General features: G+C 64.0%; 20 protein-coding genes and 1 pseudogene. 9 read left to right on the top strand and 12 right to left on the bottom strand.

Annotated features, from left to right (window positions below; all coding sequences use genetic code 11):
- The first annotated feature begins 11 nt into the window (after positions 1 to 11).
- Positions 12 to 218: a 30S ribosomal protein S21 gene (gene rpsU / locus CUV01_RS08620; RefSeq protein ID WP_022705914.1), complete on the top strand. Its 207-nt coding sequence runs from the start codon at positions 12 to 14 to the stop codon at positions 216 to 218.
- Positions 219 to 426: 208 nt separating this feature from the next.
- On the opposite strand, the gene CUV01_RS19630 is transcribed toward rpsU, so the two are convergent.
- From CUV01_RS19630 to CUV01_RS08585, 8 genes and pseudogenes are all read right to left on the bottom strand, one after another.
- Positions 427 to 576, bottom strand: coding sequence for a hypothetical protein (locus tag CUV01_RS19630; protein WP_157994821.1), 150 nt, complete (start codon positions 574 to 576; stop codon positions 427 to 429).
- 13 nt (positions 577 to 589) lie between these two features.
- Positions 590 to 2,026 carry a formate dehydrogenase subunit gamma gene (locus CUV01_RS08615; RefSeq protein WP_232962648.1) on the bottom strand — a complete coding sequence of 479 codons (1,437 nt, stop codon included), beginning with the start codon at positions 2,024 to 2,026 and terminating at the stop codon, positions 590 to 592.
- Between the two features lie 179 nt (positions 2,027 to 2,205).
- Positions 2,206 to 2,781, bottom strand: a pseudogene (fdh3B, locus tag CUV01_RS08610) (formate dehydrogenase FDH3 subunit beta); the annotation flags it as partial.
- Positions 2,782 to 2,794: 13 nt separating this feature from the next.
- Positions 2,795 to 5,773 (bottom strand): molybdopterin-dependent oxidoreductase, encoded by a 2,979-nt coding sequence (locus tag CUV01_RS08605; protein WP_101460114.1) that lies wholly within the window; start codon positions 5,771 to 5,773, stop codon positions 2,795 to 2,797.
- Positions 5,774 to 5,823: 50 nt separating this feature from the next.
- Positions 5,824 to 6,036, bottom strand: a complete 213-nt coding sequence (locus CUV01_RS08600) for a twin-arginine translocation signal domain-containing protein (protein WP_101460113.1) — start codon at positions 6,034 to 6,036, stop codon at positions 5,824 to 5,826.
- A 13-nt stretch (positions 6,037 to 6,049) separates the two neighbouring features.
- A complete protein-coding gene (locus CUV01_RS08595) occupies positions 6,050 to 6,664 on the bottom strand; it encodes a TorD/DmsD family molecular chaperone (RefSeq protein ID WP_101460112.1) in 615 nt (204 codons plus the stop codon).
- Positions 6,661 to 7,317: a DUF3306 domain-containing protein gene (locus tag CUV01_RS08590; RefSeq protein ID WP_101460111.1), complete on the bottom strand. Its 657-nt coding sequence runs from the start codon at positions 7,315 to 7,317 to the stop codon at positions 6,661 to 6,663. Before CUV01_RS08590 ends, CUV01_RS08595 begins: the two co-directional genes overlap by 4 nt.
- Positions 7,314 to 7,871, bottom strand: coding sequence for a DUF3305 domain-containing protein (locus CUV01_RS08585; RefSeq protein WP_232962646.1), 558 nt, complete (start codon positions 7,869 to 7,871; stop codon positions 7,314 to 7,316). Before CUV01_RS08585 ends, CUV01_RS08590 begins: the two co-directional genes overlap by 4 nt.
- Before the next feature lie 181 nt (positions 7,872 to 8,052).
- On the opposite strand from CUV01_RS08585, the gene CUV01_RS08580 reads away from it, so the two are divergent.
- The 5 genes from CUV01_RS08580 to CUV01_RS08560 are packed head-to-tail and all read left to right on the top strand — an operon-like array spanning position 8,053 to position 12,462.
- Complete coding sequence (locus CUV01_RS08580; RefSeq protein WP_101460109.1) at positions 8,053 to 9,999, top strand: 4Fe-4S binding protein; 1,947 nt, start codon at positions 8,053 to 8,055, stop codon at positions 9,997 to 9,999.
- Positions 10,000 to 10,009: 10 nt separating this feature from the next.
- On the top strand, positions 10,010 to 10,201 hold the full coding sequence (locus CUV01_RS08575) for a DUF6494 family protein (RefSeq protein ID WP_101460108.1): 192 nt from the start codon (positions 10,010 to 10,012) through the stop codon (positions 10,199 to 10,201).
- The gene (apbC, locus tag CUV01_RS08570) at positions 10,198 to 11,262 is read left to right on the top strand and encodes an iron-sulfur cluster carrier protein ApbC (protein ID WP_101460107.1); all 1,065 of its coding nucleotides are present in this window, start codon (positions 10,198 to 10,200) and stop codon (positions 11,260 to 11,262) included. Before CUV01_RS08575 ends, apbC begins: the two co-directional genes overlap by 4 nt.
- A complete protein-coding gene (locus CUV01_RS08565; protein WP_101460106.1) occupies positions 11,259 to 11,930 on the top strand; it encodes a biotin/lipoate--protein ligase family protein in 672 nt (223 codons plus the stop codon). Before apbC ends, CUV01_RS08565 begins: the two co-directional genes overlap by 4 nt.
- A gap of 1 nt (position 11,931) precedes the next feature.
- The gene (locus CUV01_RS08560) at positions 11,932 to 12,462 is read left to right on the top strand and encodes a DUF6505 family protein (RefSeq protein WP_101460105.1); all 531 of its coding nucleotides are present in this window, start codon (positions 11,932 to 11,934) and stop codon (positions 12,460 to 12,462) included.
- Positions 12,463 to 12,536: 74 nt separating this feature from the next.
- Here CUV01_RS08560 and rplT read toward each other — a convergent pair whose 3' ends face one another.
- The 4 genes from rplT to pyk all read right to left on the bottom strand — a co-directional run bounded on the left by rplT (position 12,537) and on the right by pyk (position 14,920).
- Positions 12,537 to 12,896 carry a 50S ribosomal protein L20 gene (gene rplT, locus CUV01_RS08555; RefSeq protein ID WP_101460104.1) on the bottom strand — a complete coding sequence of 120 codons (360 nt, stop codon included), beginning with the start codon at positions 12,894 to 12,896 and terminating at the stop codon, positions 12,537 to 12,539.
- 15 nt (positions 12,897 to 12,911) lie between these two features.
- A complete protein-coding gene (gene rpmI, locus CUV01_RS08550; RefSeq protein WP_101461965.1) occupies positions 12,912 to 13,112 on the bottom strand; it encodes a 50S ribosomal protein L35 in 201 nt (66 codons plus the stop codon).
- Between the two features lie 106 nt (positions 13,113 to 13,218).
- The gene (locus CUV01_RS08545) at positions 13,219 to 13,440 is read right to left on the bottom strand and encodes a hypothetical protein (RefSeq protein ID WP_101460103.1); all 222 of its coding nucleotides are present in this window, start codon (positions 13,438 to 13,440) and stop codon (positions 13,219 to 13,221) included.
- A gap of 34 nt (positions 13,441 to 13,474) precedes the next feature.
- Positions 13,475 to 14,920 (bottom strand): pyruvate kinase, encoded by a 1,446-nt coding sequence (pyk, locus tag CUV01_RS08540; RefSeq protein ID WP_101460102.1) that lies wholly within the window; start codon positions 14,918 to 14,920, stop codon positions 13,475 to 13,477.
- A 113-nt stretch (positions 14,921 to 15,033) separates the two neighbouring features.
- Here pyk and CUV01_RS08535 point away from each other — a divergent pair, with 113 nt between their 5' ends.
- From CUV01_RS08535 to CUV01_RS08525, 3 genes are all read left to right on the top strand, one after another.
- A complete protein-coding gene (locus tag CUV01_RS08535) occupies positions 15,034 to 15,774 on the top strand; it encodes an N-formylglutamate amidohydrolase (RefSeq protein WP_101460101.1) in 741 nt (246 codons plus the stop codon).
- Positions 15,775 to 15,895: 121 nt separating this feature from the next.
- A complete protein-coding gene (locus CUV01_RS08530; protein ID WP_101460100.1) occupies positions 15,896 to 17,278 on the top strand; it encodes a cytochrome P450 in 1,383 nt (460 codons plus the stop codon).
- An 89-nt stretch (positions 17,279 to 17,367) separates the two neighbouring features.
- Positions 17,368 to 18,774 carry an alanine/glycine:cation symporter family protein gene (locus CUV01_RS08525; RefSeq protein ID WP_101460099.1) on the top strand — a complete coding sequence of 469 codons (1,407 nt, stop codon included), beginning with the start codon at positions 17,368 to 17,370 and terminating at the stop codon, positions 18,772 to 18,774.
- Positions 18,775 to 18,807 lie beyond the last annotated feature (33 nt).

The following is an 18,807-nucleotide window of genomic DNA, read 5'->3' as shown; positions in this document are numbered from 1 at the left end:
GTGACAACCACATGCAGGTCAACGTTCGCGACAACAACGTCGAACAGGCGCTTCGTGCTCTGAAGAAAAAACTTCAGCGCGAGGGTGTTTTCCGTGAAATGAAGCTTCGGCAACATTTCGAGAAACCGTCGGTCAAGAAAGCCCGTGAAAAGGCAGAGGCCGTACGTCGTGCCCGCAAGCTGGCCCGTAAAAAGGCACAGCGCGAAGGCGCGCTGTAAAAGCCCAAGCGAAGGCGTCGCAAGACGCGCGAACCGCAAAGGTTCAGAAAACCCCCGTTGCCGCTGGCAGCGGGGGTTTTCTTTGGCATGTGAGTTCGTGCCCGCGCGCCCGGATCCGCACCGGTGTTGGTGAAATCCTGCGCACTGATTCGCTCGCCCGCCTGCGCGGCCAGCCGATCAGCCAGGTCCCAAGCCCGGTCGTGCAGCCCTAGTTCCGGACCGGCTCGCCATCCAGTCGCACCTGACCACCGCCCGCCTGCCATTCTTCGGCGGTGGTGGGGCCGGTGGAGTTCAGCGTGATGCCAGCCGCGACGCCAATCATCGCGATCACCAGAAAGGCGGAATACATCGCTTTCATTTGCGGGCCCTCTTCAACTGCGCCGCGCCGCCGTTTCGGGCGGAGGCGGGATATATTCATGCGCATCGCGGCCCGTGGCTTCTTCATACCAAAGGTCGTGGTGCTCGCGGGCCCATTGCACCTCTACGTCGCCCGAGCCCATCGCATCGAACGCGCCCTCCATACCGACGGTGCCGATATAGATATGGCCGAGGATGATGGCGATGTAGAGAAAGGCGACGATCGCGTGCCAGGCCTGTGCCAACTGCATCTCGTGCTGAGGCGACATGTTCACGATCAAGGGCTCGCCCAGGAACAGCTGCGGCAGCCGGGTCCAGTTCAGGAACTCGAAGGTGTGGCTGAACAGCTGGAACTGCATCGGGAACATCAGCGACAGCCCCGATAGCGAGATCGAGATGCCCAAGAGGATCACCGACCAGAACACGATCTTTTGGCCGGCGTTGAACTTGCGCGCGTGGACGTGGCTATCCTTTGAGAACATGCCGCCGCCCTTGGCGATCCAGGCCAGGTCCGTGCGACTGGGCAGGTTTTGCGCCACCCACATCACGAAGATCAGGACGATACCCAGCATGAAGGCCCAGGAGACGTTGTTATGCACCCATTTGCTGGCAATCGCGATGGGGGAATAGGCCTGATGGCCGAAAAGCGGGATCAGGAAGGTTCGCCCGAACAGCACCAGAAGCCCGGTGATGCCCAGCAGGATAAAGCTGCCGGCCGTCAGCCAGTGGCCAAAGCGTTCGACAAAGGCAAAGCGTTCGATGGTAAAGCCGGTCTTGTGACCCTGAATGCGGATACGGCCCCGGATCAGGAAGAACGCCAGCAGCGCAATCAGCGTGCCCAGCAACAGCCATCCACCCCAGGTCAGCAGCGGGCCCTGGCGAAATGTCAGCCAGGTCATGCCGCCGTCCTGGATCAGGACATCGGTGGCCGGACCACGAACCTGCGTGTCGATCAGGGCAGTGTTTTCTCGCACCGCGTTCCACATGGCCTGGTCGTTATGCGGCGCTGATAGCTCGCCCGACGGGCCGACCGTGGTGCCCAATTCGGCACTGGCCGCAGAGCGCGGACCGCCACCGGTCATCATCTGGCCCAGTTGTTCCAGCCCGCCGGCCTGCGCCGGCGTTTCGCGGTTCAGAACATCGGCCAGCGTATCGGCGCCCTCGGGGCCTGCGGCGGCGTTGTCCAGTTGCTGCGGCTGCGGGGCGTCGCCCACATCCTCGCGCAGGCGCGTCACGCCCTCGATCTGGCCCGGGCTGGGTTGGATGATCTGCTGTTCCGCCGCGGGCGGACGGACCGAGGATGAGGGTGCCTCGACCGGCTCCATCACGGTGGGGTTGTCGATGTCGCGACCGTAATCGCCCGGATTGACCATGGTCTGCGCACCAGCCGGCAGGCAAAGCCCCGCCATCAGCAGGGCGGCAGCGGCGAGGCGTTGGATGGGATGGGCCATTTCGGCCTCCTTTCTCGCGCTCAGTTGCTGGCCGGGGCTGGCTGTTGCGTTACCGCAGGCGCCTGCTGCTGGCTGCCAGAGGCGGGCTGCTGCTGCGCCGGTTGATCGGCTGGCGGTTTCGTCCATTCGGGCGCGTCGGGTTCGGGCGCATCTGGCAGACCTGCCGTCGCGGAATCGGCATAGGCCGTATCCCAACCCCAGGCCGTGGTGCCAAAGCCGCGCGTGATGACGCGCTCGCGATAGATGTCGCTGATCGCGTCACCATCACCAGCCAGCAGAGCCTTGGTCGAGCACATCTCGGCGCAGATCGGCAGCTTGCCCTCGGCGATCCGGTTGCGGCCGTATTTCTGGAATTCGGCCTCGGAATTGTCGGGCTCTGGTCCGCCGGCGCAGAAGGTGCATTTGTCCATCTTGCCGCGCGATCCGAAATTGTCGGCCTTGGGATATTGCGGCGCGCCGAAGGGGCAGGCGTAGAAGCAATAACCACAGCCGATGCACAGGTCCTTGCTGTGCAGCACGATCCCGTCGGGCGTCTGGTAGAAGCAATCGACCGGGCAGACCGCCATGCAGGGCGCGTCCGAACAATGCATGCAGGCAACCGAGATCGAGCGTTCGCCCGGCTTGCCGTCATTGATCGTCACGACCCGGCGGCGGTTGATGCCCCAGGGGACCTCGTGTTCGTTCTTGCAGGCGGTTACGCAGGCGTTGCATTCGATGCAGCGTTCGGCGTCACACAGAAATTTTGCTCTTGCCATCTGTCTGTTCTCCTTACGCTGCCGTGATCTTGCAGAGGGTGGCTTTGGTTTCCTGCATCTGCGTCACGGAATCATAGCCATAGGTCTGCGCGGTATTGGTGGATTCGCCCAAGACGATCGGGTCCGCGCCCTCGGGGTACTTGCTTCGCAGGTCCTTGCCCTCGAAGAAGCCGCCGAAGTGGAAGGGCATGAAGGCCACGCCCGCGCCCACCCGCTCGGTGATCATCGCCTTGACGCGCACCTTGCCGCCCTCGGGGCCCTCGACCCAGACCTGCTGGCCATCGCGAATGCCGCGATCTCCGGCATCCTTCGGATTGACCTCGATGAACATTTCCTGCTGCAACTCGGCCAGCCAGGGGTTCGAGCGCGTCTCTTCCCCGCCGCCCTCGTATTCGACCAGGCGGCCGGATGTCAGGATGATCGGGAAATCACTGGAGAAATCGTTCTTCTGGATCGATTCATACAGCGTCGGCAGGCGATAAAAGACCCGGTCGGCATAGGTGGGATAATCCGCCACCAGATCGCGGCGGTTGGTATAAAGCGGCTCGCGGTGAACCGGGACCGGATCGGGGAAGGTCCAGACGTTGCAGCGCGCCTTGGCGTTCCCGAAGGGCGCGCATTCATGCAGGATGGCGACCCGCTGGATGCCGCCCGACAGGTCGGTCTTCCAGTTGATCGTGCTGGCGCGGGCGTCATAATCGCCCGGCACCGCCATGCCCTCGGCCTCGCCGACCTCTTCCCAGTTGCCCTGCATGTCCTCGATGCCGGCCACCTGACCGATCAGATAGCGTTCATGTTCGGTCAGATCGGTATGCCAGCCCAGCTGCACCAGCATTTCATAGGTGAATTCGGGATAGCCGTCCTGGATCTCGGAGTTTTTCGAATAGACCCCCTCGGCCAGAAGGTTCTCGCCCTCGCGTTCCACACCAAAGCGGGCGCGGAAGGTCAGGCCGCCCTGACTGACAGGGATCGACATGTCGTAAAGGTTTGCGGTGCCCGGATGTTTCAATTCGGGCGTGCCCCAGCATGGCCATGGCATGCCGTAGAACTCGCCGTCACAGGGGCCGCCCTCGGCCCGCAGGCTGGTCTTGTTGAAGGTATGCTGGTTTTCCATATGCAGCCGCATCCGTTCGGGCGACTGGCCGGTATAGCCGATGGTCCACATGCCGCGGTTGAATTCGCGGGTGATGTCCTCGACCACGGGCTCATCGCCCTCGACCGCGATATTGCGCAGCAGCCGGTCGGAAAAGCCGAACTTGTCGGCAAACAGCTTCATGATCGTGTGGTCCGGCTTGGATTCGAACAGCGGTGCGACGACCTCTTCGCGCCATTGCAGCGAACGGTTCGATGCCGTGACCGAGCCGCGCGTCTCGAACTGGGTCGCGGCGGGCAGCAGATAGACACCATCGGTCCGGTCCGACAGAATTGCCGAGACGGTCGGATAGGGGTCGATCACGACCAGCATTTCCAGCTTTTCCATCGCCGTCTTCATTTCCGTCATGCGGGTCTGGCTGTTGGGGGCGTGTCCCCACAGAACCATCGCCTTGACGTTGTGGGGCTGGTCGATGTTGTCCGCATCCTCGAGCACGCCGTCAATCCAGCGGCTGACGGGAATGCCGTTCTCGTTCATCAGGGGCTTGTCCTTGCCCTCGGCGTCCTTGACGACGACAAAGCGCGATTTGAGCCAGTCCAGATCCTCGCCCCAGACCCGCGACCAATGCGCCCATGCGCCGTCTGCCAGGCCGTAATAACCGGGCGTGTCATGCGACAGCACGCCCAGATCGGTCGCGCCCTGCACGTTGTCATGGCCGCGGAAGATATTGGTGCCGCCACCCGATACGCCCATGTTCCCCAGCGCAAGCTGCAGGATGCAATAGGCGCGGGTGTTGTTGTTGCCGTTCGTGTGCTGGGTGCCGCCCATGCACCAGATCAGCGTGCCGGGGCGGTTCTCGGCCATCAGCCGCGCGACGCGCTCTAGCTGCGTGCCGGGCACGCCGGTGACGCGTTCGCATTCGGCCGGATCCCAGTTGGCGACCTCTGCGCGGATCTGGTCCATGCCCCAGACACGGGTGCGGATGAATTCCTCATCCTCCCAGCCATTCTCGAAGATATGCCACAGGATACCCCAGACCAGCGCCACGTCGCTGCCCGGACGAAAGCGGACATATTCATCGGCATGGGCGGCTGTGCGGGTAAAGCGCGGGTCGCAGACGATCAGCGGCGCGCGGTTTTCCTCTTTGCCCTTCAGCACATGCTGCAGCGACACCGGATGCGCCTCGGCGGGGTTGCCGCCGATGATCAGGATCGCCTTGGATTTGTGAATGTCGTTATAGCTGTTCGTCATGGCGCCGTAGCCCCAGGTGTTGGCAACACCCGCAACCGTGGTCGAGTGACAGATCCGCGCCTGGTGATCGACGTTGTTCGTGCCCCAATAGGCCGCGAACTTGCGGAACAGATAGGCCTGTTCGTTGGAATGCTTGGCGCTGCCCAGCCAATAGACGCTGTCAGGGCCGCTTTCCTCGCGGATCGACAGCATCTGATCGCCGATCTCGTTGATCGCATCTTCCCAGCTGAGGCGGGTCCATTCGCCGCCGACCAGCTTCATCGGGTATTTCAGCCGCCGCTCGCCATGGGCATGTTCGCGCACCGAGGCCCCTTTGGCGCAATGGGCGCCCAGGTTGAAGGGGCTGTCAAATGCCGGTTCCTGCCCGATCCAGACCCCGTCCTGCACCTCGGCCAGCACCGTGCACCCGACCGAGCAATGCGTGCAGACCGACTTGATCGTCTTGATCTCGCCACCCGCTGCAGCCGCCTCTTGTGCGGTCGCAGGACGCACCGTGCCAGCCATGCCGCCAAGCGCCGCGATCCCGCCGACCGCCAGACCCGAGCGTTGCAAAAAGTTGCGCCGGTTCATCTGCGTGTCGCCCATGGCGGTCACGAATGCGGGGGCGTCCTGGCGGCGCGCTGCGCCGGTGGTCTTGCGTTTCAGCATTGGTCTTGTCCTTGCTCTGGCCGGCGGCGCGGCGTGGCTGGGATAGGGTCTTAAAAGCGGGCGAGATCGTAATAGGTACGGGTATGGGCGGTGTCCTGCATGCACGCGTCGCCGCGTTCAGACAGCCTCACCTGCGGCGCGGCCTGCGCCTGATCGGGCGTCAGCGCGGCTGCGGCAATGGCCGCCGGCGCGGCGCTGCCGGCGAGCTTGAGGAAGTCGCGGCGATTGGCTGGTTTGGGCTGGCGTTTGGCATCGCTGCTCATGTGGCTTGCTCCTTCATTTCGGCGATCCGCTCAGGCGAAAGGCCTCTTTCTCGATATCAACGAATAGCCGTCCGATCTGGCCGATAGGGGCATAAAGCACCGATCCTTTCGCCGCTTCAAGATCGGCGAAGAAATGGCCAGCCCAGGGGCTGATATGGCGGGCAAAGAAATCGCGCTGGGGGGCCAGAGCGGCAGGCGGGCCAAAGCGGCCACCGATCAGCCCGGCCATCATCTCGAACAGGCTGGCGATATTGTCTTCGGGCTCGAACACATCATCTGCGCGGCTCATCCCCAGATGCGCCATGTCGCGGCGCAACTGGGCCAGCGGCTTTTCGTTCAGAAAGCCGGTCAGGTAGACGCTGGCATAGGGCAACAGCTCGCCCCGGCCCAGACCCACGAACAGCGCGTTGAATTCACGCACCGCCGATTTTTCGCCGGTATGGGCGGCAATCGCGGCCAGCGCATCGATACCGCGACCGATAGGGGTCTCATCGCCCTTGAGCGCAGCCGCACTGATCAACTGCGCGGCCGAGGGCGGCCGCGCCAGAAAACCGGCGAGGAAGGCATAGAAATCCGCCCGCATCTGTTCGTCGGGATCGATCATCTGGGCTGTCGCATCAACGCTCATGCCGGGGCCTCGGTGAATTGGAATTGCATGTGACGCGCGGCGGGCATGTCGGGCTGTGGCTGTGCCTCGAACGCTGTTGGCGCCACTGCCGCGATCTCGGGCGGGGGCGCCGCGACCTGCGGCTGCGCGGTCACGCGCGGCGCGGTCGGGCGGCGCACGGTCGAGGACTCGGCGGGCAGCACAGGGGGCGTCTCAAGGGACGGTTCGGATGCGGGCAGCACATCCTGGTCATCGGTCATCGCGATCAGTTTTTCAGCCTCGGCGCGCGCCCGATCAATCATGCCGCGACCGACCTGATAGGCGGTGCGCATCCCCGGCTTGACGGTGGCCGCATCGGTGAAATCATCGTCGTGATCGACCAGCCCGTCCAGATTGGCCAGCACCGGGTTGGAGGTCCACAGCCGGCGCAATGCGCGGCGGCGCAGGAAATCGGGCACTTCGCGGCGCAGAAAGGCGGTGAAATCATCGCCCGCACGCAACCCGTCGGGATCAGGCAGGCCAAGCTGCGCCAACAGTTCCGGCTCACTCAGCGCCGCCTGTTCTTCGGCCAGAGCCGCATCGGCGCGAGCCTGCACCGAGGCATGCGCATCGGCCTGAACCAGTTCGGCCTCGGCCTCGACCCTTGCTTTGCGGCGTGTCCAGAAATCGCTCATGGCACCGACCCGGTACGCGGTGCACGATAGACGTCGGCCATCTGGCGGATCCGCGCATCGCCCTTGCCGTCCTCGTTCCGGTCAATGCGAAGCCGGTCGCGGCGGCGTTTGATAAAGGGTTCATCGACATGATGCGCGTCGACAAAGTTCTGCAGCCAGCCGATCATCGCCGGCGGCATCGCCACGATTTCCAGCATCGCCTCGCCGGAATCGCCGTAATCCTGCCCATCATAGGCAGAGGCGGTCACATGGCTGACCCGCCAGGGCATCTGCGCATCTGGCGCGGTTTCGGGATGCATCACAACGGTCACGCCCGGCTGTTGGCCAGCCAATGTGGCCAGATAGCCTTCGGTATCGGATGAATAGATTTCCAGCGTCAGCGTCGCGGCATGATAATCGACCACCTCGCCATCGCGGCGCAGTTCGCGCCAGTCGGCAGGTCCTGCACCGGGGATGATGGCGACGATTCGCCACGCCCATTTAGCCCAGCGGGTGACCCCGGGGCTGCGGCGCACAACGATGCCCACCGGCATATGGTCGCGAATTACTGCCATGCCCGGCGTGTTTCTCCCTAGTATCAACGGGCGGTTTGCCGCCTCTGCGTTACGTAACGTCCCAGATGATCGCCTGAATTGCAATAATTTTGGGCATGAGCTTGCGAAGTCTTGATCGCAACGGGGTTGTTGAACGGCGCGCTTCCTGACTTATTAGGGCGACCATGAATTCAGCCACCCAATGACCAAAATCCTTCTTTGCGACTGTCTGGGCAGCCAGAAATTGAACCCCGCGCGGCTGGAACAGGCCACGGGGCAGTCCATGTCGTCCGTTCACACCGATCTTTGCCTGCGACAGATCGACGCTGCAGCCAGCGCCATCGCCGAGGGCGACGTGCTGATCGCCTGCGGCCAGGAGGCGCGCCGCTTTGCCGAGATCGCCGCCGGGCTGGGTCTGGACGCGCCGCCTTGCGTCGATATCCGTGACCGCGCCGGCTGGACCGACGATGCTGACGCCACGCCGAAACAGGCCGCCTTGCTGGCCGAGGCGTTGTTGCCGCAGCCCGAGACACCCAGCCTTGATGTGGTATCCGCCGGCACCTGCCTGATCATCGGTTCGCCCGAAGCGGCCCTGCCCGCCGCCCGCGAACTGTCCGAGGATATGGCGATCACGGTGCTTCTGTCCGCGCCGCGACTGGACGAGCCGCTGCCGGATGCGGATTTTCGAATCGTGTCGGGCCGGTTGAGCGGCGTCTCTGGCACGCTGGGCGCGTTTCACGTCAGCCTCGACGCGCTGCAATTGTTGCAGCCGGGGGGACGGGGCGAGCCGGGCTTTACCCCTCCGCGCGATGGTGCACGCTCGGATTGCGATGTGATCCTGGACCTGTCCGGCGGCACGCCGCTGTTTGCGGCCCATGACAAGCGCGACGGCTATCTGCGCGCCGATCCGGGCAGCCCGGTTGCCGTGGCACAGGCGGTGGCCAAGGCCGCGCACCATGTGGGAACCTTTGAAAAACCGCTGCATATCCGGCTGGATCAGGGTCTGTGCGCCCATTCGCGCGCGGGTCAGGCTGCGTGCAGCCGCTGCCTGAATGTCTGCCCGACCGGCGCGCTGACATCTGCGGGCGATCACGTCGCCGTTGATCCGATGATCTGCGCGGGCTGCGGCGGCTGTGCCTCGGTCTGCCCGTCCGGCGCGATCGAATTCGAGAACCCGCCCCGCGACCACCTGCTGCGCCGCATCCGCACGCTGGCTGAGACCTTTGCCCGCGCAGGCGGCACGAACCCCCGCCTGCTGGTCCATGACACACATGGCGCCGAGATGATCCAACTGGCCGCGCGTCATGGGCGCGGGCTGCCTGCCGATGTGATCCCGCTGCTGGTGGACGCCCTGCCCTCGTTTGGTCATGCCGAAATGCTGGCCGCGCTGGTCAGTGGTTTCGGCGAGGTCACGGTCCTGCCCGGCCCCCAGACCGAACGCGACGCGCTGGACGGGCAGATCACCCTGGCGCTGACCATGGGTGCAAAGGGTCGGCTGACGGTGATTGAGCCGGCCGAGCCTGACGGCTTGTCCGATGCGCTATACGGCAAGGCTGCCCCTGCGCCTGCGCCCACGGCTTTGCCGATGGGCTCTCGTCGGCAGGTCGCGCGGCTGGCCGCCAGGGCGTTGGGCGTTGATGAAATCACGCCGCTGCCCGAGGGCGCGCCCTATGGTGCCGTGCTGGTCGATACCGGCGCCTGCACCCTGTGTCTGTCCTGCGTGTCGCTGTGTCCGTCCGGCGCGCTGATGGACAACCCCGACAAGCCGCAGCTGCGCTTTCAAGAGGACGCCTGCCTGCAATGCGGGCTCTGCGCCAATCTGTGCCCCGAGAATGCGATCACGCTGGAACCGCGTTTCAATCCCGCGGATGCAGCGCTGTCCTCGGTCGTGCTGCACGAAGAGGAACCCTTTGCCTGCATCGAATGCGGCACGCTGTTTGGTGTCGCCTCGACGGTACGGCGCGTCGTCGAGAAACTGGAGGGTCACCACCCGATGTTTGCAGGCAGCGCGCAGAGCCGGTTGATCCAGATGTGCGAGGATTGCCGGGTCAGGGCGCAGTTCTCGGCCGGCGGCACGCCGGTAATCGCGGCACGGCCCAATCCCCGGGTGACCGAGGATTATCAGCAGAAACCCACAAAGAAACAGTAAGAGGTCCGAAATGGATGATGCTTTCAACATGTCAATGCGCAAGTTCCTCAAGCAGGTCGGTGTGACCTCGCAAAAGGCGATCGAGGACGCGGTACGCGGCAGCGGCCAGTCAGGCCCCTACAAGGCCAAGGTGGTGCTGACCATCGACGGGCTGGAACTGGAACATGTCGTCACCGGTGAGATCGCGGGACCCGACGCGTGAGTCTGACGCGTGAGGCCGTTCTTGCGGCCCTGAAGGACATCTCTGATCCCGTCAGCGGGCAGGATATGGTGACAGCCGGTCTGGTGCGCGCCCTGTCGGTCGATGCCGGCAGGGTGCGTTTCGTGATGGAAATCGACCCCGCCACCGCCCCGCAGATGCAGGCGGTGCAGGCGCAGGCCGAGGATCGCCTGCGCGGGCTGCCCGGCGTCGAAAACGTCTCTATCGTCATGACGGCGCATAGCAACAAGGCGCCGCCCGATCTGAAACCCGCCGCCAAACCGGCCCAGCAGGGCCCGGAACCGATCCCCGGCGTGAAACGACTGATCGCGATTGCCTCGGGCAAGGGCGGCGTCGGTAAATCCACCGTTGCCGCCAATCTGGCCACCGCGCTGGCGGCCGAGGGTCGCCGGGTCGGGCTGTTGGACGCCGATGTCTACGGCCCCTCGCAACCCCGGATGCTGGGCGTCAGCGGGCGACCTGCCAGCCCCGATGGCAAGACCATCCTGCCGCTGCGCAATCACGGCGTCACGCTGATGTCGCTGGGGCTGCTGACCGCCGAGGACGAGGCCGTCGTCTGGCGCGGCCCGATGCTGATGGGTGCGTTGCAGCAAATGCTGTTTCAGGTGCAATGGGGTGCGCTGGACGTGCTGATCGTCGACCTGCCGCCCGGCACGGGCGATGTGCAGATGACGCTGGCGCAAAAGGTCAAGGTGGACGGGGCGGTCATCGTCTCGACCCCGCAGGACATTGCGCTGATCGACGCCCGCAAGGGGATCGACATGTTCAACAAGCTGAACGTGCCGATCCATGGTCTGATCGAGAACATGTCGGTGCATGTCTGTTCGACCTGTGGCGCGCGCGAACATATCTTTGGCGATGGCGGGGTAAAGGCCGAGGCCGAAAAGATGGGCGTGCCGCTGCTGGCCGAAATTCCGCTGCACCTGTCGATCCGGACCGCAGGTGATGGCGGTGCGCCGGTGGTGGTCAGCGCGGCTGACAGCCCGCAGGCGCAGGCCTTTCGCGAGCTGGCGCGCAAGCTGATCGCGACCGACCTCGCATGAACCCTGACCTGCCTCCGATGATGCAAGGGCTGCTTTGCGTGGATGACCCGTTCGAGGTCGCCCGGCAGGCAGCCGCAGACGGTGTGGATGGCGGGCTGGTGCCGTGGCGTGCCCTGTCCGACACCGCCGAGGCCGCGATCGTGCTGGCGCCCGACATGCCACTGGGCCGGGCCATGGCGGCGCTGCCCGCCGTGATGGTCGGGATGCAGAACGCGTTGGGCAGTCTTGGCCCCAGCGAGGTTGGTATCCAGTTTGGCTGGGACGGCACGCTTTGGGTCAATGACGCGCGCTGCGGTGGCTTCAGGGCCACGGCCTCGGGGCGCGATCCGGCGTTGGCGCCCGACTGGCTGATCATCGGCTGGTCGCTGCCGCTGGTGCCGCCACCGGGACTAGAGGGTGGTACAACGCCCGATCACACCACGCTATATGCCGAGGGCGTCACGCTGGCGCCGGTCGATATCGTCGGGGCATGGGGTCGGCACAGCATGTTCTGGCTGGGCGATCTGGACGACAAACAGGGCCGCGCGGCGCTGGCGCGCGAATGGCAGGGCCTGTGCAAGGGGCTGGGCGAGGACAGCTTTGTCGGCGTGGACGAGAATTTCGGGCGGCTGGACAAACGGGGCGATCAGACCGTCCTGACGCCCCTGACCTCATTGTTGGAGGACTGATATGCAACTGGCCCGCGCCGTGCATTTCGACGAAAGCGACAGCCGCATCTTTCACCGCCCCGCCGTGACCGGCGAATGGGCGGTCTCGGGCGGGTTCGAGTTTTCCAACTGGTCCGAGGCCGATCTGACAGGCAAGGCGCGGCAGGCATTCGCCAACGGCTGGCTGGGACTGGAAAGTTTTGGTCGGGTGACCTTTGTCGCCGTGGTCCGGATCGAGGCCACCGAATACGAGGCGCTGAAACGCGCGCTGGCCGAACATTTCGTCAGCCATTACGGCGCGCCGTCAGTTCAGGCCGCGCTGCCCGTTGCCGCCGAAGAACTGAGCCAGATGGCCGATCTGTGCGCCGATCATGCACCCAACACCGTCCTGACCGTCGCCCGCCGCCTGACCGAGGCCGGCGTGGCCGAGGAATATCGGTTCATCGAGGCGCAGGACGCCGAACTGGAGGCCTTTGCGGTTCACGGGGATCGAGGCGACGGCCACGACCACGACCACGACCACGACCACGACCACGACCACGACCACGATTAGCGCGGCACAGAGCAGCCCAAAGAAAAAGGCCCGCCGGAATGGCGGGCCTTTTTTGTATTTGGGGCTTGCCGTGATCAGGCGGCGGCTTTCGCCTTTTCCACGATCGCACCGAATGCTTCGGGCTCGTGAACGGCCAGATCGGCCAGAACCTTGCGGTCAACCTCGATGCCGGCTTTCGACAGCAGGTTGATGAAACGCGAATAGGTCAGGTCAGCATCAATCGCGCGAACGGCAGCGTTGATACGCTGGATCCACAGCGCGCGGAAGTTGCGCTTGCGGTTCTTGCGGTCGCGGGTGGCGTATTGGTTGGCTTTGTCGACAGCCTGCGTCGCGGTGCGGAAGTTGCGCGAACGGTTGCCGTAATACCCTTTTGCCGCGTCAAGAACCTTCTTGTGGCGGGCGTGGGTAACCTTGCCGGATTTAACTCGTGCCATGTTTCAGTCCTCGGATCAGCGGTTATAGGGCATGTATTTTTTGACGATCTTGGCATCCGCGTCGCAAAGGACGGTGGTGCCGCGCGCATCACGAATGAACTTCGTCGTGCGCTTGATCATGCCGTGGCGCTTGCCAGCCTGAGAAGATTTCACTTTCCCCGAGGCCGTGAACGAGAACCGCTTTTTGGCGGCAGCTTTGGTCTTCATCTTCGGCATTTTCGTCTCCTTCATCAGAGTAAACGCGCGACTCGGCAATGCCATATCGGCCGGCCACGCGGGTGGAAGCGCGCCCTATACGGGGGCGCAGCCTGTATTGCAAGGGTTAAACGCCGCCGCCACCGGTCAGGCGCGACCAGGCCGCGGGAATTTCCTCGACCGTAAAAGGCTGCGGGCTGAGATAGGCGCCCGCGAACATCGCGACGATGCCAAGGATCAGCATGATGACCGCAGCGCGCGGCGGCTGAACCCGCATGAGCTGGATCACCGCATAGATGACCGACAGGATGCAAAGGGCGATGCCGCCCAGCAGCAGAAAATCTGACATGTGAGAAACCCGATATTAAGTGTCAGTGACCGGGTTATTCCGGATCGGTGCTATAGATCAAGCGCTCGTCACATGGCGCGATGCGCAGGATATTCGTCGTGCCCGGCACATTGAAGGGCACACCCGCCATGACCACGATCTGCCGCGTCTCGTCGGCAAAGCCGCCATCACGCGCTGCCTTGGCCGATTGCACGACCGCCTCTTTAAAGCGCTGCAGACGCGGGGTCATGACGCAATGCGTCCCCCAGGTCAGACACAGCCGCCGCAGCACGGTCTCGACCGGCGTCATCGCCAGAATCGGTACGCGGGGGCGTTCACGGGCAACAAGGCTGACCGTTGTGCCTGACTGCGTAAAGGCGCAGATCGCCGCGATATCGGTGGTTTCCGCGATCTCGCGCGCGGCGGTCACGATGCCATCGGCAACGGAATGACGCTTGGCCTGACGCGTCGCCTCGATCAGTTCGCGGTAAGTGGGATCTGCCTCGACCGAGCGCGCAACGCTGTCCATGGTGGTCACCGCCTCGACCGGGAAATCACCTGCGGCGCTTTCGGCTGACAACATCACCGCATCGGTGCCTTCATAGATGGCGGTGGCGACGTCGCTGACCTCGGCGCGTGTGGGGATCGGGCTTTCGATCATCGATTCCAGCATTTGCGTGGCCACGATCACCGGCTTGGCGGCGGTGCGGCAGGCGCGGACCAGTCGTTTCTGGATCGGCGGCACGGCATGGGCGGGCAGTTCCACGCCCAGATCGCCACGCGCCACCATGATCCCGTCGGACACGGCCAGAATGCTGTCAAAGGCACGCACGGCAGCGGGTTTCTCGATCTTGGACAGGACCGCGGCGCGGCCCTTGGCAAGGTGCTTCGCCTCTTCGACATCCTCGGCGCGCTGCACGAAAGACAGCGCCAGCCAATCGACGCCCAATTCGCAGGCAAACTCCAGATCGGCCTTGTCCTTTTGCGACAGCGCCGCCAGTGGCAGCACCACATCAGGCACGTTCACGCCCTTGCGGTCGGAAATCTCGCCGCCTGCGGTCACCGTGCAATCGGCAAAATCCTTGCCGCAGTCATCAACCGAAAGGCGGATCTTGCCGTCATTGACCAACAGTTCAGAGCCGGGCGCCAGAGCCGCAAAGATCTCGGGGTGGGGCAATTGCACGCGATTGGCGTCGCCTTCGGCGGTATCCAGGTCAAAGCGGAACCGCTGACCGTCGGCCAGGTCGACCGGGCCCTTTGCAAAGGTGCCGACGCGCAGCTTGGGTCCCTGCAAATCCGCCAGAATCGCAATCGGGCGACCTGTATCGGCCTCGATCTTGCGGATCACGGTATGACGCGCGCGGTGATCTTCGTGGCTGCCATGGCTCATGTTCAGGCGGAACACGTCGGCCCCTGCCTCGAACAGCTTGCGGATCATCGCCTCATCACTCGAGACTGGTCCAAGGGTTGCCACGATCTTGACCTTGCGGTGCCGTCTCATCTGCAATCGCCTCCTTCATGTTTGCGCTAGCTATGCCCGATGCGCGACGCAGCGGCAACTGGCACTTGGCGCACGGGTCGAATAAACGCTGGTACTGGGGCAGAGTAGACACGATGAACGATAACCCATTCACGACAATCGGCGAGGATCGGCCCTCGCGCTGGCTGATCACCTGCGATCACGCGACCAACAACGTGCCACGTTGGGTCAATGGCGGTGATCTGGGCATTGCTACGTCAGATATGGCCCGCCATATCGCCTATGATGTAGGCGCGGCGGGGCTGGCCACGGCGCTGGCCGAACGTCTGGACGCACCGGCGATCCTGTCGAATTTTTCGCGTCTCGTTATTGACCCGAACCGGGGCGAAGATGACCCGACCCTGCTGATGCGGCTGTATGACGGCACCATCATCCCGGCGAATCGCCATGCCGATGCCGATGAAAAGCAGCGCCGAATCGAGCGGCTGTACCGCCCTTATCATGACGCCTACGAGGCGCTGGCCGCGCGCCGGCCCGACCGTGCCATCTGCGCCATCCACAGCTTTACCCCGCAATTGCGGGGCCGCGCCGCGCGCCCGTGGGAGATCGCGGTTCTTTATCCCTGGCACGAGGCCAGGCTGGCGCATCTGCTGATCGAGGCTTGCCGGCAAGAGGGATGGATCACCGGCGACAACCAGCCCTATGCCGATTACCTGAACGGCGATTCGATAGACCGTCACAGCCTGCGGCCAGGGCGGCCCAACGTGCTGATCGAGGTCCGCAACGACCTGATCGCCGACGCGCCGGGCCAGCAGGACTGGGCCGAGCGCCTTGCCCCGGTGATCCAGCAGGTGCTGACCGATTCCGGGCTGTAGCCGCCGCCGTCAGATGCAGATTGCAGATGATGTGCAGCCCGCCGTCAGATGTTAAGCCAAAGGTCGCTAAACGACATGCTGACGCATTGTCGCCGCCCGGTTACGCAGCTATCGTGCGCCAATGACCCACGCCGCAGAAATTGACGCGCCTCAGCCTCAGACAAGCACCGCCCTGCCCGCCCGCGCGCCGCTGCTGCGCGAGCCTTTGGGTATCTTTGGCACCGCCGTTGCCGCGCGGCGCAGTCTGCTGAACATCGTCCCCGAGATCGCCACAAGGCAGCTGATGATATCCGGCAAGACCGGGGTGCGCTGGCACATGGTCATGGCCCCCGAGGCGATGCGCCGGGTGCTGAAGGACAAACTGGACGATTATCCGAAATCGGACATTACCAAGCTGATCCTGAAACCTGCCGTGGGTGACAGCCTGTTCGGAACCGAGGGCGCGCATTGGCGCTGGCAGCGCCGCGCAGCGGCCCCGGTCTTTGCGCAGCGCCATGTCACGGCACTTGGCGTGGTCATGACCGCCGCCGCCGAGGCCTCGTCCCGCCGTCTGGCCAAGGCCACAGGACCGGTCGATATCCTTGAAGAAACCGTGGCCGCGACCTTTGAGGTGATCGCGGATGTCACCTTTTCGGGCGAGGGCGGGCTGGACCGCAAGGTCGTGCATGATGCGGTCAACGGCTATATCGAAAGCGCGGCCAAGACGTCGCTGTTGGATGTGGTGGGTGCGCCCAGCTGGATCCCGCGCCCGGGCCGGATCATTGCCAATGCCAGCCTGCGCCGGATGAAACGTCAGGCCAATCAGGCCATCGCTGACCGCGCCGCCGCCGCGGAACAACACGGGCCGCCCGACCTGCTGGATCTGCTGCTAGAGGCGCAGGACCCCGAAACGCAGCGCAAGATGACCCATACCGAGCTGCGCGATAACCTGCTGGCCTTTATCGTGGCCGGGCACGAGACGACGGCGCTGACCCTGGCATGGGCCTTGTATCTGTGCAGCTTTGATCCTGCGGTTCAGGAACGCGCCGCCGCCGAGGCGCAATCGGTCCTGGGCGACCGGACCGCGACCGCCGCTGATGTCGTCAACCTGCCCTATATTGACCGGGTCGTGCACGAAACGCTGCGCCTTTATCCGCCCGGCTCGTTTCTGGCGCGTACGGCGCTGGCGCATGACGAGCTATGCGGCCGAGAGATCCTGCCGCGCGATACGATCATGATGCCGATCTATGCGATGCACCGGCACCACATGCTGTGGGACAACCCCGATGCGTTTGACCCGGACCGTTTTCTGACGCCGCCGGATCGTTTTGCGTTCCTGCCCTTTGGCGGCGGGCCACGCATCTGCATCGGCGCCAGCTTTGCATTGCAGGAATGCGTGATCATCCTGTCGACGCTGCTTGCGCGTTTTCGTTTCACCGCGATTCCGGGCCGTCAGCCAGAACCGCGCGTGATCCTGACCCTGCGCCCGCATGGCGGCGTCTGGCTGAACGTCGAGCCTCGCTGAACAACTGCATCGCCAGCAGGACGGCCGCCTTGCGCACCTCACAAAGCTGTTACACACTCCAAAGGTGAAACAGTGGCGGGGGACAAGCCATGAACGCGATTATTGATTTTCTGAATACGATCTTCTGGGGCTACATCCTGATCTACGGCCTGCTGGCCGTCGGGCTGTATTTTACTGTCAGACTGGGCTTTATCCAGTTCGTCCATTTCAAGGAAATGTGGCGCACCGTGCGCGGCTCGGGCGAGACCGACAAGGACGGGATCTCGCCGTTTCAGGCGCTGACCGTCTCGCTGGCCAGCCGCGTCGGCACCGGCAACATCGCCGGCGTCGCCGTCGCACTGACACTGGGCGGGCCGGGCGCGATCTTCTGGATGTGGATGGTGGCGCTGGTGGGCATGGCCACGGCCTATGCCGAATCGACGCTGGCGCAGCTGTACAAGGTACATGGCCCCAACGGCATGTATCGCGGCGGCCCGGCCTATTACATCGCACGCGGCTTGGGGCAACCATGGCTGGCTGCGGTTTTCTCGGTCGCGCTGATCATTTCCTTCGGCCTGATCTTCAACGCCGTGCAGGCCAATTCCATCGCCGAGGCGGTCGAGGGCGCCTTTGGCATCAACAAGGCCATCGTGGGTGTGCTGGTCGCGGCATTGGCCGCGGTGATCATCTTTGGCGGCATCCCGCAAATCGCGCGGGTGGCAGAAAAGGTCGTGCCGGTGATGGCCGGGCTGTATCTGCTGGCGGCGATCATCGTGATGGTGATGAATATCGGGCTGGTGCCGGGCATTCTGGCCGGGATCGTCAAGTCTGCGTTCGGCCTGCAGGAAACCGTGGGCGGCGTTGCCGGCGGTGTGGTCGCAGCCGCGCTGAACGGGATCAAGCGCGGTCTCTTTTCGAACGAGGCCGGCATGGGGTCGGCCCCGAACATCGCGGCAGTGGCGGTGCCCAACCCGCACCACCCGTCATCGCAGGGCTTTGTTCAGGCATTGGGTGTGTTCATCGACACGCTGCTTGTCTGTACGGCAACGGCTGTGCTGATCCTTCTGGCAGATGTGATGCCATCGGATGAACTGACCGGCGTGGCGCTGACGCAGGCCGCGTTGGGCGATCATTTTGGCGGCTTCGGCCATATCTTCATCGCCATCGCGATCTTCTTCTTCGCCTTCACCTCGATCATCGGGAACTATTCCTATGCCGAGAATGCCATCGTGTTTCTGGGCGGCGGCAATACCGGCATCATGGTGTTGCGCGTGGCTGCGCTGGCGATGGTGATCTGGGGTGCGATCCAGTCGGTGGCAACGGTGTTCAACTTTGCCGATGCAAGCATGGGTCTGATGGCTACGATCAACCTGATCGCCATCGTGCTGCTATCGGGCACGATCACCTATGTCACCAAGGATTACCTGGCTCAGCGCAAACAGGGCAAGGAACCCAAGTTTCATATCTCCAAGCATCCGGAACTTGCGCCGGGTGTGAACAAGGACATCTGGAGCTGATCACAGGCTTCTTGAAACGAAAGCCCGCCGCGA

The sequence above is a fragment of the Paracoccus tegillarcae genome, from assembly GCF_002847305.1.
In the GTDB taxonomy this organism is placed as follows: Bacteria; Pseudomonadota; Alphaproteobacteria; order Rhodobacterales; family Rhodobacteraceae; genus Paracoccus; species Paracoccus tegillarcae.
This window is presented reverse-complemented; position numbering and strand designations above follow the sequence as displayed.

Bases quoted from the DNA above. Each gene is read 5' to 3' on its own strand.
- rpsU (WP_022705914.1), top strand. From the start codon at position 12: ATGCAGGTCAACGTTCGCGACAACAACGTCGAACAGGCGCTTCGTGCT.
- CUV01_RS19630 (WP_157994821.1), bottom strand. From the start codon at position 576: ATGAAAGCGATGTATTCCGCCTTTCTGGTGATCGCGATGATTGGCGTC.
- CUV01_RS08615 (WP_232962648.1), bottom strand. From the start codon at position 2,026: ATGGCCCATCCCATCCAACGCCTCGCCGCTGCCGCCCTGCTGATGGCG.
- CUV01_RS08605 (WP_101460114.1), bottom strand. From the start codon at position 5,773: ATGCTGAAACGCAAGACCACCGGCGCAGCGCGCCGCCAGGACGCCCCC.
- CUV01_RS08600 (WP_101460113.1), bottom strand. From the start codon at position 6,036: ATGAGCAGCGATGCCAAACGCCAGCCCAAACCAGCCAATCGCCGCGAC.
- CUV01_RS08595 (WP_101460112.1), bottom strand. From the start codon at position 6,664: ATGAGCGTTGATGCGACAGCCCAGATGATCGATCCCGACGAACAGATG.
- CUV01_RS08590 (WP_101460111.1), bottom strand. From the start codon at position 7,317: ATGAGCGATTTCTGGACACGCCGCAAAGCAAGGGTCGAGGCCGAGGCC.
- CUV01_RS08585 (WP_232962646.1), bottom strand. From the start codon at position 7,871: ATGGCAGTAATTCGCGACCATATGCCGGTGGGCATCGTTGTGCGCCGC.
- CUV01_RS08580 (WP_101460109.1), top strand. From the start codon at position 8,053: ATGACCAAAATCCTTCTTTGCGACTGTCTGGGCAGCCAGAAATTGAAC.
- CUV01_RS08575 (WP_101460108.1), top strand. From the start codon at position 10,010: ATGGATGATGCTTTCAACATGTCAATGCGCAAGTTCCTCAAGCAGGTC.
- CUV01_RS08565 (WP_101460106.1), top strand. From the start codon at position 11,259: ATGAACCCTGACCTGCCTCCGATGATGCAAGGGCTGCTTTGCGTGGAT.
- CUV01_RS08560 (WP_101460105.1), top strand. From the start codon at position 11,932: ATGCAACTGGCCCGCGCCGTGCATTTCGACGAAAGCGACAGCCGCATC.
- rplT (WP_101460104.1), bottom strand. From the start codon at position 12,896: ATGGCACGAGTTAAATCCGGCAAGGTTACCCACGCCCGCCACAAGAAG.
- rpmI (WP_101461965.1), bottom strand. From the start codon at position 13,112: ATGCCGAAGATGAAGACCAAAGCTGCCGCCAAAAAGCGGTTCTCGTTC.
- CUV01_RS08545 (WP_101460103.1), bottom strand. From the start codon at position 13,440: ATGTCAGATTTTCTGCTGCTGGGCGGCATCGCCCTTTGCATCCTGTCG.
- pyk (WP_101460102.1), bottom strand. From the start codon at position 14,920: ATGAGACGGCACCGCAAGGTCAAGATCGTGGCAACCCTTGGACCAGTC.
- CUV01_RS08535 (WP_101460101.1), top strand. From the start codon at position 15,034: ATGAACGATAACCCATTCACGACAATCGGCGAGGATCGGCCCTCGCGC.
- CUV01_RS08530 (WP_101460100.1), top strand. From the start codon at position 15,896: ATGACCCACGCCGCAGAAATTGACGCGCCTCAGCCTCAGACAAGCACC.
- CUV01_RS08525 (WP_101460099.1), top strand. From the start codon at position 17,368: ATGAACGCGATTATTGATTTTCTGAATACGATCTTCTGGGGCTACATC.